This window comes from Wenyingzhuangia gracilariae (assembly GCF_056387575.1).
In genome coordinates, this window is record NZ_CM150748.1 from 1040770 (window position 1) to 1055774 (window position 15005).

Here is a 15005-nt window from a genome sequence, read left to right on the forward strand (position 1 = left end):
ATTATATCTGTATATTTGATTTTAAAAAGTTTGGCAAATTTAGAAAATAAAATGAGGAATAGTTTTAAAAGCATTGAAGATCTTATAAACCATAAATACCTTGTTTTATTTGATGGAGTTTGTAATTTGTGCAATAGCTCTGTTCAACTTATTTTAAAAAACGACACTAAAAACATTTTTAACTTTGCAGCTTTGCAAAACACAGATGTTCAACTTTTTTTAGACAAGCAAGGAAACAAATACCAATCCATTGATTCTATAATTCTAGTAACTAAACACAAAATTTACACAAAATCTAGCGCTGCTTTAACCATTGCTAAACATTTAAAAGGATTGTATCCGTTGCTGTATATTTTTTACATTATTCCCAAACCTATAAGAGATGTTGTTTATGATTATATTGCTAAAAACAGATACAAATGGTATGGCAAAAAAGAAAGCTGTATGATTCCTAGCCCAGATTTAAAAAATAAATTTTATGAGTAACATTTGTTGTATATCCTAGTTTATCAGTTATTTTTGTCCAAAATTATTTTTAATGGACAAATTAAAACAACGTTGGGGCTTAACATCTAACTGGGAAATACTTGCCATATTGGTTGCTTTTAGCATAAACGGTTCTTTTGCAGCTTATATTGTTAGACCTACGCTTTCTGTTATTGGTATTACAAAAGGGAATTTAAACATTGTTATTTATTACATTTTATACATTGTTCCTGTTTTTATTGTATATCAATTTACGTTGCCATATGTTGGTTGGCTAGTGGGTCAATATCAGTTTTTTAAAAACATGCAAACCAAAATGTTAAAAAGAATGAAGCTTAAGTCTTAGCTTTATTTGCAAAAAACAAACTTAAAATATAAGTTATGGTAAAGGTTGGTAACAAATCTGTAAAAGGTAAAACCTCTTCTATAAAACCAATTATAGCCATATATTTTGCTAACTTATTTTTGTAAAGTTTTAATAAAATAATAGATGATAATGGAGCCCATACCACATCTGTAAATTCACCTAACTCTGGCACTACATAAGACAACATTCCTATTAAATCTAATAAAACGCTTAAGAGTAATTTTATATATTTAGATTTCATAGTGTTAAAGTATACAAAAGATGGATTTTAACCAACTTATTGACAACATAGATTTGTTAAAAAATGCTCCTCTAAAAGGTATAGAAGCACATAAAGAATTAGCACCTTATAGCAGACCTACTTTTACAAAATATCAAATTCCAGACAATGCAAAACTTGCTGGAGTAGTAATGCTTTTATATCCCGATTCTAACAATGAAACCTGTATTTTATTAACCAAAAGGGCTAGTTACAAAGGAACACACAGTAAACAAATTAGTTTTCCTGGAGGAAAAAAAGAAATAGGTGATGCAAACCTACAAGCAACTGCGCTAAGAGAAACTTTTGAAGAGGTGGGAATTCCCAAACAGCAAATTACAATTTTAAAACAATTAACAACCATTTACATTCCTCCTAGCAATTTTTCTGTAAATCCTTATCTGGGGATTGTAAAAAACACTCCTAAATTTAATCTGAATCACGAGGTGGATCAAATCATTCATTTCCCTTTAAACAACCTATTGGATCCAAAAAAAATAGCTACCTTTAAATCCTCTACTTCATATGCTAAAAACATAGAAATCCCTTGTTTTGTATACAATCATCACAGAATTTGGGGAGCAACAGCTATGATTCTAAATGAAGCTAAAGAAGTGCTAAAAACAATGTGATTAGGAACAAATTATTGTAAATTTGTCGATCAACTAGAAAAATTAATAAGATATAAATGAGCTTATTTAAAAAGAACCCATTTGAGCAATACCTTTTTTTAAAAAAAATTATTATTAGCGTATTTGGTATTATTTCTTACCGCAGATACAATGGTTTTAACAAGCTAAAAATAGAAGGTTCTGAAATTTTAAAAGAATTACCAGATAGAAATGTATTATTCATTTCAAATCACCAAACATATTTTGCAGATGTGGCCGCTATGTACCACGTATTTTTTGCCACATTAAACGGTAGAGATAATAGTCTTAAAAGATGGACCTATTTGCTAAAACCTAAATTAAATTTATACTATATAGCAGCGTTAGAAACCATGAAAAAAGGGTTGTTGCCTAAAATATTTGCTTATGCAGGATCTATATCTATAGAAAGAACATGGAGATCTGCAGGAAAAGACGTAAACAGACAAGTAAAAATGTCTGATATTTCTAACATTAAAAAAGCCTTGGACGATGGTTGGGTAATTACTTTTCCACAAGGAACCACCAAACCTTTTAATCCTGTTAGAAGAGGAACAGCTCACTTAATAAAAACTTACAAACCTATTGTTATTCCTATTGTAATAGATGGTTTTAGAAGATCTTTTGACAAAAAAGGATTGATGATTAAAAAAAGAGGAATATTACAATCTATGGTTATAAAACAACCTCTAGAAATTGATTATGACAAAGAAGATGTAAACGATATTCTTAAAAAAATTGAATTTGCAATAGAGCAACACCCTTCTTTTTTAAAGGTAATATCTGTAGAAGAATATGCAGAACAAGAAAGAAAGTTAAACAAACAACGAGAGTTTTGGAGCTCTGACAAAGATGAAGAATAAAGAAGTTTAAAAGGAGTCTATATATAAATTTTAGACTCCTTTTTTATTTCTAAAGCATATTAATTTCCCGCATTAACTTGATTATATTCTCAAGAAATACGTAAGCTTGTTACTTTCATACGACAAGACTACACAATAAAAAAAGCTGCCTTATTAGGCAGCTTTTTACATTTTGGTTTTATGGTTTTTGTGCTATATAACTAAAACATTGGTTAATTATAAACTTCTGTTTCTGTGACTATTACTTCACACAAAGCAGATGCTGTTGTTTTAGTTATAGTAGTTGTGGTATTGGCGGTATCATCTACAACAATGGTGGTTGCGATTTCCCCAACATTGTCTGTTGCAGGAGTAATTTGTTCGTCTACACTTACATCTCCTTCTTCTTTAGTTGCTACTTTAGTAACTGTTTTTATATTTTCGATGGTAATTCCTAATCCTTCTACTGGATTTAGTGCATTTCCATCTAAATCTGTATTAGCTACCTCTAAATTATAGTTTGTTACATTTTTTGTTGTAGTTGTGCTTCCAGTACTTTCGTCAATTGTTTCTTCGTTTTCACTAATCGTATAATTTAATTTGTATGCTTCTGCTACAGCTGCGTTATCTCCTGCAGGAACAAAAGCCGAAGATTCATCTGTAGATAGAACAGAGTAATTCACAGGTTTATTTTCTTCTTGATAGTGAATTACTAAATCTTTTTCTTTATAAATATTAATGGTTGCTGGAATAGCAACACTTTTATAACCAGACAATGTGTTATTAGCATTGGTAGGTGCAGATACATTTACTGTGTACACAGGAACCAACCCTACTTTAGGCAGTTCTTTTTCCTCTGTTGTACAACTAGCTACAAACAATGCCAAACTTAGTTTTAATGTATTTAAAAGGTATTTCATTTGTATATTTTTTTTAGAAACACCTCCTTTAAATTTATCAACATAAAAGAGGTGCTTAATTAATTTGTTTAAGGTCTATCGTTAACAATTAATAAATCAAAATTGTCTAACCACAGTTTTTGAACTTGTGCTGTATCTTGACCTGTATTAGTTACATTAATATCAAGCCTACCTGAGTTAATTGCTGGTAAATCTACAGCTGGTAAAGTTAACTGTACCCATTTTCCTTTTTCTATTGTTGAAATATCAAAATCAAAAGAAGCTGTTACGTTGTCTGTAAAATTATATTGTATGGTAGACATTGTAGTTGCCGGATCTATATACACCCATACACTTGGTATGTATTTTCCTGCAGGCACAGGGCTTATGTTTTTAAAACCAGAACCTTGTAGTCTTGCCAAAGCAGGAATACCTGTATCTGGGGTTTCAAATTTTAAAGAACTATTTCCATCATAAGCCAAAGAGATATCTCTCCAATAATATAAAGGTCCTGCTTCTGAGTTACCATTATGTTGAGCCCAAAAGAATCCTTTTTTCATATTCGCTTGCTTGAATTGGTTTCCTGAATCGTATTCAGATTCATATCCTGTAAAATCAGTAATATTCATTACCCCTTCGTACTCAGATAACTTCATTGTAAATGTAATAGGACCAAAACTTTCTAAAGATCTTCCGTCTACTGAAATAATTCCATCAGTATCATCTGCATTAGCATCTGTATAAGAGATTGTAAAAGTATCTGTATTATACACTGGTTCTGCTAGTGTTAATTCAACAAGTGTTGCATCCTCTGCATTTACATTTATTGCTTCTACAGCAATATCCTTATCAAATCCTGTAGCTGTGTTTGTTACATGAATGTTAAATTTATCCTCTTGTCCCTCAAAAAATTCAACCTCCCCAGTAACAGGAAAACTAATTGCTCCTGCTTTAGATATTTTTAACCCACTATTATATTTAAATGGTTTTGTAGAAGGTAAAACCTTTATTTTTAAAGGAATTAACTTTGCAATATCTTTAGTAGGTCCTACATCACTTGTTCTTCTTGATATAAAATGAGCTGTATAATACTCACCATCTGCAGTAAGTTTGTTATAAGCCACTTCTACAACATCTTTAGAGCTTATTTCTGGTTTTCCTCCATTGGTTGTCCATCTAGTTCCATCTACTTCTCCAATAGTTGACAGGTCTTCAAACATTAGTTTTTCTCCTGCTTCAATAGAAATTTCTGCCCAAGTATCAATATCATCCAAACTAGGTTGATCTTCTTCTGCTACAAATAAAATTTCTGAGTATGGATTCATTTCATCTGGAATTGTAGGCCCAGTAGGATCTTCTGGATTGGTGATGAAATTTTGTCTATATACCTTACATGTTGGTACTGGATCTGGGAAAACTTTTACTTTAAAAATTGTATCAACTACTGTGCTTGTAATAGATTTTGACACCAACTCTCCTTCTACTTCAAAAGATCTGGTATAAGTTACTGGTTCTTTAAACTCAGTTCTTAATTTTACTTCAAACTCCCCTGCTTCAGGAAAGTAAACATTTACCAACTCATCTGACGAACTAGTTCCTGAATTTGGAATGATAAAAGAGGTAAAAATTGTATCGCTTTCAGTAAACTTTTTCGTTAAAAATTTAGCTGAACTAGGAATGGTCCATTCTCTATTTTTTTGACCAACTGACACATCAAAGAAACCAACATATTGATTGATATTAATTTCTTTATTTGATTCTCTATAAGTTTCTCTGTTTCCACTTGTATACCATTGAAAACTAGAATAATCTCCATTTAAATCTCCATAAACAGATACATCTTCGTCTGAACAGCTGGTTGTAAAAACCAACAGCATACATAATAGTCCTGTAATTAATTTTATATTTTTCTTCATAATCTGTTAGTTTACTTGTTGGTTGTATAACGTTTCTTCGTTAGGTAATGGCAAGTAGGCATGTATAGACTCTATGTAGTTAACTGCTGCATCATTAAACTCAATTTCAGGAGTGTTGTTGTTGGCAGTTGGCCCTACACCTGTTTGTATTCTACTTCCTTTACCTGTAGTTCCATCTTCTTTTGTAAAAGAATAATCTACTACTTGGTAATCTCTTGATGCTAAATCTACAAAACGTTGTTTTGCTATTCCCCATCTTCTTAAATCAATAGCTCTTTCTGCATAACCTTCTAAAGACAACTCTAAAGGTCTTTCTATATACATTAAATGTTCCATTAGTGTTGTTTGGTCATAAGCTACATCATCATAAGAACCAGAACCATCATCGGTACCTAATAATAATAATCCCCAACGGCTTCTAATTGCATTGATATATTTTAATGCTTCTGCAATGTTGTTTTGCTGAATGTAACATTCTGCCAACATTAGGTAAGCATCTGCCAAACGATATACTACTAGGTTTTTACCAGACTGCCATGCTGTAGACAGCATTTCATCTTCATGTGTAACCACATCATGGTTGGTTAATTTTTTAAAGTATGCAAAAACATCTTTATTAAAACTAACATCTTCATAAGCAGGCGTTTTTCCGTAATAACTAGATTCTTCATCATTAACTACCTGAATCATTTGAGCACATCTTAAAGGCACACTTCTTAATTGATTTCCTTCTTTAAAGTTTCTAGAATCGTTTAAATTCATAGGCTCGTTAGAATATTCAAACGTTAACCAAGCAGTTGGGTTAAAGTACTTAGCTCCTCCTAATCCTGCTCCTTTATTTCCAGGTGCTGTATATCTTGCCCAACGTGTGGTATATGCTTCTTCATCCCAGCTATCTCCACTTGAGTTTATCAAACGTTGGTGTAGGTCTGTATAATTGATTTCTAACATGGTTTCTTTGTTAAAATCTCCTGCATGAGTAAATAATAATTTTACATCATCTCCTGTTAGTAACTTAAATCCGTAAGGACCTTCTATAACATCTTTTAACAATGGAATTGCTTTATCAAATTCTTCTGTATATAAATAACTTTTTGCGAAAATCATCGCTGCTAATCCTTTGCTAACTCTTGTTGGCTGATTTTGAACCTCTGGTAAATTATCATAAGCATATTGAAAATCTTCTCTAAAAAATGCCAAAACTTCTGATGATGGTGAGACGGGCTTGGAATAATCTTCTAAGTTTTCTGGAATTTCATCTCTAATAATTATGTTTCCTTGATTGTAATTAGAGTGTAGGTAAAAGTGCATTAATCCTCTTAAAAAACGAGCTTCTGCCATTTGTGTTGTCCAAGCTTCTTGACTTTTAAATTCACTAGACATCCCTTTTAAACCTGTTATTACTTGATTTGCTCTCCAAATTACACGATACATTCCTGCCCAACTTTTGTAGTAATGACTATCTATTGTGTTGGTAAATGCTTGAGCATGCCATGCGTACGTTTCTGAGTTTTGTCTACTTCTTAAATTTGAAAACGCCACATCACTTCTAAGTGCCTCGTTATCAACAGACCAAATGTATTGATTTAACAATCCGTTATACACAGATGTTAAGTTTTCATTTGAATCTTCTAAATCTCTCCAATATAATTCTGATGAAACTTCATTTGGATTAATTTCTTCTAAATAATCGTCACAAGATTGTAACGTAGCTGTTATCACCAAAAAAGGGACAATGTATTTTATATATCTTTTCATCTTGTTTCGTTTAAAATTTAACATTTAATCCAACAGTATATAATGAAGCTAATGGGTATCTAGATAAATCTAAACCTCTTCTTGCAACATTTCCTCCTACCTCTGGATCATAACCTGTATATTTTGTAATGGTTAATGGGTTTTGTGCTGTGAAGAACAATCTTAAACTACTTAGTCCTATGTTTTCACATGCGGATTTTGAAAAATTATATCCCAATGTTGCCAATTTTAAACGTATATAATCTCCGCTTTCAACCCAATAATCGTTGTTTGGCAAATAGTTATCTGTTCCAAAATCTCTTAAAATAGGAATGTTTGATGTAGGGTTGTCTTTAGACCACATGTTTAGTAAATCTTTATGTCTTCCTCTGGTATAAGCTTCAATTTTATTTCCATTTATAATTTCTGACCCTACAGATGCATACCAATTCATAGCCAAATCAAAACCTTTGTATGTCCATTGGAAATTCCATCCTAATTCAAAATCTGGCAATGCACTTCCTGCATAATGTCTATCATCATTGTCTATTTTACCATTTTTATTGTAGTCAACAATTTCAATATCTCCCATTTTTGCATCTGGCTTAATTTTTTGATAAGCAGCCAAACGTTCTTCGCTATTAATAGCTCCGTTGGTTTTGTATAAAAAGTAAGCTCCAGCCTCATATCCTTCTGCAAAAACTGTAATTGGTGTAGAGTTAATGTTAGATTGCGTATTGTAAATGGTTGATTGTCCGGCTGTACTTGTTACCTCATTTGTATTTCTTGTAAACACCAAACTTGTAGTTAATTTACTTTTTTGAATATTTGTTCTATACTTTAAAGCAATTTCCAAACCTTGGTTGGTCATGTTTCCTACATTTAAAATACTGTTTAAGTTATTTCCATCATAAGCACCTGCTGAACTAGGAGTTCTTACAGGAAATAACATGTCTTTATTGCTAGATCTATAAACATCTGCAGTAACAATAAATTTGTTTTTCCATAAACTCATGTCAAAACCAATGTTTGTTTCTGTTTTTGTTTCCCATTTTACTTGTGGATTGGCATAGGTATATACTGCCGATCCAAAAGTTAATTCGTTATCTGTTGGGTCAAAAACATAGTTTGCATTTGTACGAATTGTACTTTGGTATTCATAATTTCCAAAACGATTGTTACCTACTGTACCTCTACCTGCTCTAATTTTTAAATTGTTAATTGTTCCTTTTAAATCTTCCCAAAAAGGTTCATCAGATACGTTCCAACCTAAAGTAATTGATGGGAATGTTCCCCACTGATTTTCTGGACTAAACTTAGAAGAACCATCTCTTCTTACAACTCCTGAAAACAAATATTTTCCTTTATATCCGTAAGTTACTCTTCCTACCAAACCAACTTGTGTACTGTTATAATAAGCTTCAGAATCTGCTACCGGATTGATACTTGCTCCATCTAACACGCGAATATCGTTGTTTAAAACTCCTTCTTTTCTTGCTGAAAAACCTCTATATCCTTCTTCTTTAATCGCAAAAATTGCTTGCGCACCAAAGTTATGATCTCCTATTTTTTTCTTGTAGTTAAATCCTATGTCTCCAGACAATGTTGTTAATCTAGATGCAGATGTAGTTACATTACTTTTAGTAGGATCTGTTTCTGTAGGATCTCCGTTTAAATAAACAATTGAATATTGTGGTAAAAACTGATCTCTATAGTTGTTTGTAATGGCTGTACCTATTGTACCAGATACGGTTAAATCTTCTGTTAAATTTCTTGTAATTCCTAAACTTGCGTTAATTCTTTCACTTGTGCTTTCGTCTTTCTTTTTTAAAGCCTGAGCTAACAATTCTAACGGAGTTCTTACTCCTCCATCTCCACTTTCTGTAGAATATACAACATCGGAACTAGGATCTACAATTGGGTATAAAGGAGAATATCTTTGAGCGTTGGTTATTAAATTATTCCCTACTCTATCTCTTTTTTCTGTAGTAAATGCCACACTAGATCTTACTTTCCAGTTCTTTTTGTTATAACTTGTAGAAATACGTCCATTTATTCTTTGAAAACCAGAGTTTATTAACGTTCCTTCTTGGTTAAAATAACCACCTACAGCATTGTAAGAAAACTCTTTAGTTCCTCCAGAAACATTTAAGGTATGTTGCTGTGTTGCTGCATGTTCTACCAACACGTAATCGTTAAAAGTATTATCGTTATTTAACCATTCTGGTGTTCTTACAGGTCCTGGATCAAAGGTAGAAGCACCATTGTCTAATTGAGTTAACCCAAAAAACAACTCTTCTTTAGCGTTCATTAAAGAAATACCTTCTCCTAAATCTTGAATACCATATTTAGAGTTTAAAGTAATACTCATTTTTCCTTCTTTCCCTTGTTTGGTAGTTACCAGAATAACTCCTCCTGCTCCTTCTGTACCGTATATCGCTGCAGAAGCTGCATCTTTTAAAATATCAATAGTTTCAATTTCGTTTGGACTTAACCCTGGATTTCCTTGTTGTGCAATTCCATCTACTACCCACAAAGGTTCATTAGAACCAATTAACGAAGTTACCCCTCTAATTTGTATACTTGCTGTTTCTCCAGGTTCTCCACTAGCTGCTGTTACGTTTACTCCTGTAACTTGACCTTGTAAAGCTGAAGAGACATCTGTAGTTACAAACTGTTCTATTTCTTCTGATTTTACTTGTGCTACAGCACCAGTTACTTCTTTTTTCTTTTGGGTACCATACCCTACTACCACAACTTCATCAAGTGCATCGGCCTTAGGATCTAAAAACACATCTAAGGTATTTCCTTTTACCGTTAGTGTTTTAGTCTCCATTCCCAAATAACTAAACTGCAATATATCTCCTTTGGTAGCTTTTATCATGTATTGACCATCAAAGTCTGTAGTGGTAATTTGTTTACTTCCTAATTTTTGTACCGTAACTCCTATTAATGGCATATTATCTGCCGATCCAGTTACGACTCCTGTTACGGTATTTTGAGCATATGCTTTTCCCTGAAAGCATGCTAGTGATAAAAACATAGAAAGAATCATGGTTCTTAACACTGCTCTTATGTTTACATTTTTATATTTTTTCATTTAATTAGTTTTTGGTTTTTATAGTTTTAATTTGGTTAGTAAATGAACCTCCGCAAGAAGATTTCTTTTTTTGTTAGATTTTTGTTCATAGTTTTAATTAAATTTATATTTACAGTTATTAATATACTAATATTTATTAAATCAATAATAAACAAGTGCTTTAAATGCAATAATCACTATGTTTAACACAAAAAACTGTGATATTAGCAATTACAAAAATCATCTATGTTTCTAACAGACTCTTCTGTAAATAATTTGTATTCACCCATACACAAAACTACTATCAAACTGTAAAACAAAAAGTTACACACAACAAATTTTACAAATATGATTACTTGGTATAAAAAAACAGGATATAACATCTTGTGTTATATCCTGTTCTAACATTCTTTTATAAAACAATACATACTTAAACTAAAAAGCTCTATTATAAATAATAGAGCTTTAAAATGTTTTAGGTACTATGTTATTAATTATAAACTTCTTTTTCTACAAATAATAATTTATAGTTAAATGTTTCATCTATCGTTTTTGTAATCTTAATAGTTGTTTTGTTTGTTTCTGTATCAATACTTGTTTCTGTTTTAGTTACTAGTGAAATAACATTAGGTGTTTCATATTTAGTTTCTATTACTATTCCTTCAGTATCAGAACTTGTTGTATTTCGAACAGTTGTTGTTGTAGTTATCTTTATTGTGTTTAACATCAATCCTTCTATAGCTACATCATCAGTAACAGCATTTGACATTGCCGTTCTATTAAAATAAAGAGAATAATTGTTTGTAATCATTTCTGCACCAGTAACTCCTCCTTTGTTAATAGGATTGGTAACTTTTGTAGTTAATTTAATATCGTATACATCAGTATCTGTAGTAGCTTCAATGTAGGGTACATCAAATTTATTTGCTGTTGAAATTGTATTAAAAACAATTGTCAAATCTTTATTCTTAAACAACTGTAATTTATACGGTACAAACCTATTGTCGTATTCATTTTTTAAGAATTTTTCTTCATCAGTAGCTATTGCAGGGTCTTGTTCTACATCAAAAGTGGAATTGATATCTAATCCTGAAGATATATCAAAAGCACTATAAACAGGTACTAATTCTAAATTTTCATTTTCCCACCCTGATTCTTTTTTACAACTAAGTGCTAAAAACACTAAAGTTAGTAAACTTATATATTTGATTGTTTTTTTCATTTTATATTTTTTATATAACCTCTAAACTATATAATAGTTTAGAGGTTTGTTTAAATTTATCTTTCCTCCACAGGTACCATGGATATATCATCTACATACATAGTTGCCGAAGTACTGGTAATATCTGTCTTATTCACTTGAATAATTAATTTATTTCCATTTGCATTATCATAATCTGTTAAGACAACTTCTTGTGTTATTTTAACCCATTTACCTTTTTCGACTCCTCTCAAGTCCCAAGAAACAGATTTAAATTTTGTTCCCTGAAAATTAGTAAGAAATCTATTTATATCAGACCCTTCTTCAATCCAAACATTTACGGAGAAAGTATAAGCTCCCTCTTTAATTTTAAGTTCTACAGCTCCCGTACCTTGTACTTTAGCATTTACACTCATTGAAGAGACGTCCGTTGCACTAAATTTTAAGCTTTTAGTACCTGTATTAGCCCTAAAGGTACTGTAAGACCACTGTTTCTTATGTTGTATATACCATTCTGATCCTCCTAATTCAAAACCGAAATAATCTGATTTAAAAAGCTCATCTATAAAATATACCGGCTCATTTGAAAAAGCACTTAAATCTCTTTCATCTGCTGATACAATTGGTTCAGTTCCTACCGTATAAGAAACTTTAACATCATCTGTATTATATATTTCTGAAGCTAGAGTTAATTCTATAGTAGCTTTATTAGCAGAGTTGATCTGAGCATTTGTTACAGCAATATCATTATCAAAACCAGCCTTTGTATTTATTACATGTACTTTAAAATTAGACTCCTGACCTGTAAAACTTTTTAATTCACCACTAACATTAAATGTAATTATATTAGCTGATTTTCTAACCACACTTTCTTCTAAAATTTCAAACGGTTTAGTAGATTTACCCACAATAATTTTTAATGGAATTTTTACAGTTCCACCAACCGCATCTGGAATAGTCTTATCGTCCCCTTTTCTACCTGCAGACAATGTTCCTGCATCAAACTCTCCTAATTTTAAAAAATCAAAAACTACAGCTTCTTCATCTGAAGCTACCTTTTGATTAGATCCTAAACTTTTCCAAGAATTTGTATTAGGACGTCCTCTATTTGTAATATCTTTATAAACTAACGATTCCCCAGCCTCTATATTAATCATTCCATCAGCAGGTCTAAGTTCACTTAAACTATTATATACTTCCGTTGTAGTTCCTGTTTCATTTATTGTAGAAATGCTTACTTCTGGTACTATTGTATCATATACATCTACTTTCCATATACGAGAAATTTCATAAATATCATCTTTTTTAACAGATTCTATTTTATTTTTCCCATTATATATTACCGGTTTGTCAAATGTATTGTTTAACCTTACCTCGTTGATTCCTGATTTTAAAAAGAGAACGTGTGCTGGTTTTGATGTTGATACATTTGTTAACTCTTTATTTATAAACGGAATTAAACTCCCTCCTGTTTTAAATTCTTTTTTTAAAAATTTATTTTCTTCATCAATCTTCCATTCATGAGTCAATGCATTTTGAGATAAATCTACAAACGATATATAGTCACCTATATTTACTCCAAAATCTATATCTGAGGTAGCAGTAGCATAACTAAATTTTGAGGTAACCCAAGTAGCATCATTAAATTTCTCTAATGAATCTACCTCACTATTATCACATCCCACAAAAAGCGTTAGAATTGAAAGAAGTTGTATTATAATTTTAATTTTTTTCATCTTGTTCTATTATTAATTTAATAATGGATTTCTTAATACTTCATTTAACGGTATTGGATAATAATCGTTCAATGCTGGATTGTAATTATCTCTAGCCACATCATATTCATAATCTATAATATTTAATCCTGTTGCTCCTCCAGGATCTACATCTACAATATCTCCATTTTTAATGGTTCCTGTTTTACCTGTTCTTTCTCCTGTATTAGGATCTCTTTTATCGAAAACGAAATTTTGAGCATAATAAGTGGAATTTGCTAGTCTATTAAAATTCTCTTTAATAATTCCCCATCTTCTTAAGTCTATCCAACGAATAGCATGCCCTTCTACAGATAATTCTAGTGGTTTTTCTATGTACATCAATCTATTCATTAATGTCTCTTGAGTGTATTCAACATAATCTGTATCAATCACCCCATCTCTATCTTTATCAGATTCAAAAGTAGCATCTGGCCAATCAGAATCTGGTTTTCCTAATAACTGTAATGCCCATCTATGTCTAATTTTATTAATCAATTTAAGAGCTCCTTCCAAATCCCCTGTTTGAATTAAACATTCAGCCTCCATTAAGTATACTTCAGCCAATCTATTGATAACAACATTAGTTCCTGCACTTCTTATTCCTCTAGGATCTGTATTATTAAATTGAATATATTTTCTATAATACCCAAATCCAAAACCTTGATTTTGTATTTTAATTGCTTCAGGTGTTTTTTTACTTCCGAAATCTGTCAATTCATCATTTACAATAGCCGTCATTGCTGAAGCTCTCAAGGAAACAGGTCTTATAATTGTTCCTCCTGTTATCTCTGTATAAATATTCCTAGAATCTGTCAAATCTAATTCTTCAGATTTATAAGTATAAATCATCCAAACAGGCATATAAAAACCTGTAGACCCCGTAGATTCAAACGACAACTGATTAGACATTTTCCCAGCATCAAAAACTTTTATAGTTTGCCTATGTTCTGTATTGTATGCCAATTCAAGTATTGATTCCTTATTAAATTCACCGTCTTTTGTAAACATCAAATCAGGATCTGCTAATTTAAAAGGCCCATTATTAATTATTTCTTCAAAATAAAGCATAGCTTTTGAGTAATCTCCTGTTGCAGAAGGTCCATCTGTGGCCTCATACAAATAAGACTTTCCTAAAGCAGTAGCAGCAGCCCACTTGGTTGCACTCCCTAAATAATCATTGTCATATTTTTCAGGTAAGTTTTCATAAGCATACAGCAAATCACTTCTAAAAAATTCTCTTACTTCTGAAGGAGATGACAACTCTTTACCAAAACCAGTAGCTACAGTTGGTATTTTATCTCTAATTATTATACTTCCATTGTTGTAAGTACTGAATAAATAAAAATGCATTAGACCTCTAAAAAATCTAGCTTGTGCTACTTGGATCTTCCATTTATCTAGTGTATCCTGTGTCAATTCAGGCTCTAAACTAGCTAGCCCTTCTAAAACTTGATTTGCATAATAAATAGTGGCATAACATGCATCCCATTTTGCAGAAATAAAACCTGTATTATTAGTATATGTTTGATTATAAGATAATAAATTACTTTGAGTTACAGGTGTTGGTCTACCATACCCTGGATACGCCATATCTGATCTCATAGCTTCAAATTTTATCCCTAATAAGTTTTCATCTAATAAAGAATTGTATACAGAATTCAATCCTTTTTGCGTATCTGACAAATTACTCCATTTAGCGACTGGTCGATTGGGATTTATCTCTGTTAATGATTCATCCGAACATGATAACAAACCAAGCAACATAAAAATCGCTATGCTATTTTTAATTTTTAAATATTTCATCTTCCTTTG

General features: G+C 31.4%; 12 protein-coding genes. 4 read left to right on the forward strand and 8 right to left on the reverse strand.

Annotation, left to right across the window (positions count from 1 at the left end; genetic code table 11):
• Window positions 1-30 precede the first annotated feature (30 nt).
• Complete coding sequence (locus ACY2IJ_RS04470; RefSeq protein ID WP_476725955.1) at window positions 31-486, forward strand: thiol-disulfide oxidoreductase DCC family protein; 456 nt, start codon at window positions 31-33, stop codon at window positions 484-486.
• A 52-nt stretch (window positions 487-538) separates the two neighbouring features.
• Window positions 539-832, forward strand: coding sequence for a DUF6787 family protein (locus ACY2IJ_RS04475; protein WP_476725956.1), 294 nt, complete (start codon window positions 539-541; stop codon window positions 830-832).
• On the opposite strand, the gene ACY2IJ_RS04480 is transcribed toward ACY2IJ_RS04475, so the two are convergent.
• A complete protein-coding gene (locus ACY2IJ_RS04480) occupies window positions 822-1094 on the reverse strand; it encodes a hypothetical protein (RefSeq protein WP_476725957.1) in 273 nt (90 codons plus the stop codon). The two genes, ACY2IJ_RS04475 and ACY2IJ_RS04480, sit on opposite strands and share 11 nt — an antisense overlap.
• 20 nt (window positions 1095-1114) lie before the next feature.
• Between ACY2IJ_RS04480 and ACY2IJ_RS04485 the strand changes: the two genes are divergently transcribed.
• Complete coding sequence (locus tag ACY2IJ_RS04485) at window positions 1115-1744, forward strand: NUDIX hydrolase (RefSeq protein WP_476725958.1); 630 nt, start codon at window positions 1115-1117, stop codon at window positions 1742-1744.
• A gap of 56 nt (window positions 1745-1800) precedes the next feature.
• Complete coding sequence (locus ACY2IJ_RS04490) at window positions 1801-2625, forward strand: lysophospholipid acyltransferase family protein (protein WP_476725959.1); 825 nt, start codon at window positions 1801-1803, stop codon at window positions 2623-2625.
• Window positions 2626-2837: 212 nt separating this feature from the next.
• On the opposite strand, the gene ACY2IJ_RS04495 is transcribed toward ACY2IJ_RS04490, so the two are convergent.
• From ACY2IJ_RS04495 to ACY2IJ_RS04525, 7 genes are all read right to left on the reverse strand, one after another.
• The gene (locus ACY2IJ_RS04495; protein ID WP_476725960.1) at window positions 2838-3524 is read right to left on the reverse strand and encodes a hypothetical protein; all 687 of its coding nucleotides are present in this window, start codon (window positions 3522-3524) and stop codon (window positions 2838-2840) included.
• Window positions 3525-3592: 68 nt separating this feature from the next.
• Window positions 3593-5419: a SwmB domain-containing protein gene (locus ACY2IJ_RS04500; protein ID WP_476725961.1), complete on the reverse strand. Its 1827-nt coding sequence runs from the start codon at window positions 5417-5419 to the stop codon at window positions 3593-3595.
• 6 nt (window positions 5420-5425) lie between these two features.
• On the reverse strand, window positions 5426-7177 hold the full coding sequence (locus ACY2IJ_RS04505; RefSeq protein WP_476725962.1) for a RagB/SusD family nutrient uptake outer membrane protein: 1752 nt from the start codon (window positions 7175-7177) through the stop codon (window positions 5426-5428).
• A gap of 10 nt (window positions 7178-7187) precedes the next feature.
• The gene (locus tag ACY2IJ_RS04510) at window positions 7188-10256 is read right to left on the reverse strand and encodes a SusC/RagA family TonB-linked outer membrane protein (RefSeq protein WP_476725963.1); all 3069 of its coding nucleotides are present in this window, start codon (window positions 10254-10256) and stop codon (window positions 7188-7190) included.
• A gap of 469 nt (window positions 10257-10725) precedes the next feature.
• Window positions 10726-11457, reverse strand: coding sequence for a hypothetical protein (locus tag ACY2IJ_RS04515; RefSeq protein WP_476725965.1), 732 nt, complete (start codon window positions 11455-11457; stop codon window positions 10726-10728).
• 56 nt (window positions 11458-11513) lie between these two features.
• On the reverse strand, window positions 11514-13172 hold the full coding sequence (locus ACY2IJ_RS04520; protein ID WP_476725966.1) for a SwmB domain-containing protein: 1659 nt from the start codon (window positions 13170-13172) through the stop codon (window positions 11514-11516).
• 12 nt (window positions 13173-13184) lie between these two features.
• The gene (locus ACY2IJ_RS04525; RefSeq protein ID WP_476725967.1) at window positions 13185-14996 is read right to left on the reverse strand and encodes a RagB/SusD family nutrient uptake outer membrane protein; all 1812 of its coding nucleotides are present in this window, start codon (window positions 14994-14996) and stop codon (window positions 13185-13187) included.
• Between the last annotated feature and the right edge of the window lie 9 nt (window positions 14997-15005).

Excerpts from the sequence above, each read along its gene's own strand:
- ACY2IJ_RS04510 (WP_476725963.1), bottom strand. The coding sequence starts at position 10,256 with ATGAAAAAATATAAAAATGTAAACATAAGAGCAGTGTTAAGAACCATG.
- ACY2IJ_RS04495 (WP_476725960.1), bottom strand. The coding sequence starts at position 3,524 with ATGAAATACCTTTTAAATACATTAAAACTAAGTTTGGCATTGTTTGTA.
- ACY2IJ_RS04480 (WP_476725957.1), bottom strand. The coding sequence starts at position 1,094 with ATGAAATCTAAATATATAAAATTACTCTTAAGCGTTTTATTAGATTTA.
- ACY2IJ_RS04515 (WP_476725965.1), bottom strand. The coding sequence starts at position 11,457 with ATGAAAAAAACAATCAAATATATAAGTTTACTAACTTTAGTGTTTTTA.
- ACY2IJ_RS04525 (WP_476725967.1), bottom strand. The coding sequence starts at position 14,996 with ATGAAATATTTAAAAATTAAAAATAGCATAGCGATTTTTATGTTGCTT.
- ACY2IJ_RS04505 (WP_476725962.1), bottom strand. The coding sequence starts at position 7,177 with ATGAAAAGATATATAAAATACATTGTCCCTTTTTTGGTGATAACAGCT.
- ACY2IJ_RS04475 (WP_476725956.1), top strand. The coding sequence starts at position 539 with ATGGACAAATTAAAACAACGTTGGGGCTTAACATCTAACTGGGAAATA.
- ACY2IJ_RS04485 (WP_476725958.1), top strand. The coding sequence starts at position 1,115 with ATGGATTTTAACCAACTTATTGACAACATAGATTTGTTAAAAAATGCT.
- ACY2IJ_RS04520 (WP_476725966.1), bottom strand. The coding sequence starts at position 13,172 with ATGAAAAAAATTAAAATTATAATACAACTTCTTTCAATTCTAACGCTT.
- ACY2IJ_RS04490 (WP_476725959.1), top strand. The coding sequence starts at position 1,801 with ATGAGCTTATTTAAAAAGAACCCATTTGAGCAATACCTTTTTTTAAAA.
- ACY2IJ_RS04500 (WP_476725961.1), bottom strand. The coding sequence starts at position 5,419 with ATGAAGAAAAATATAAAATTAATTACAGGACTATTATGTATGCTGTTG.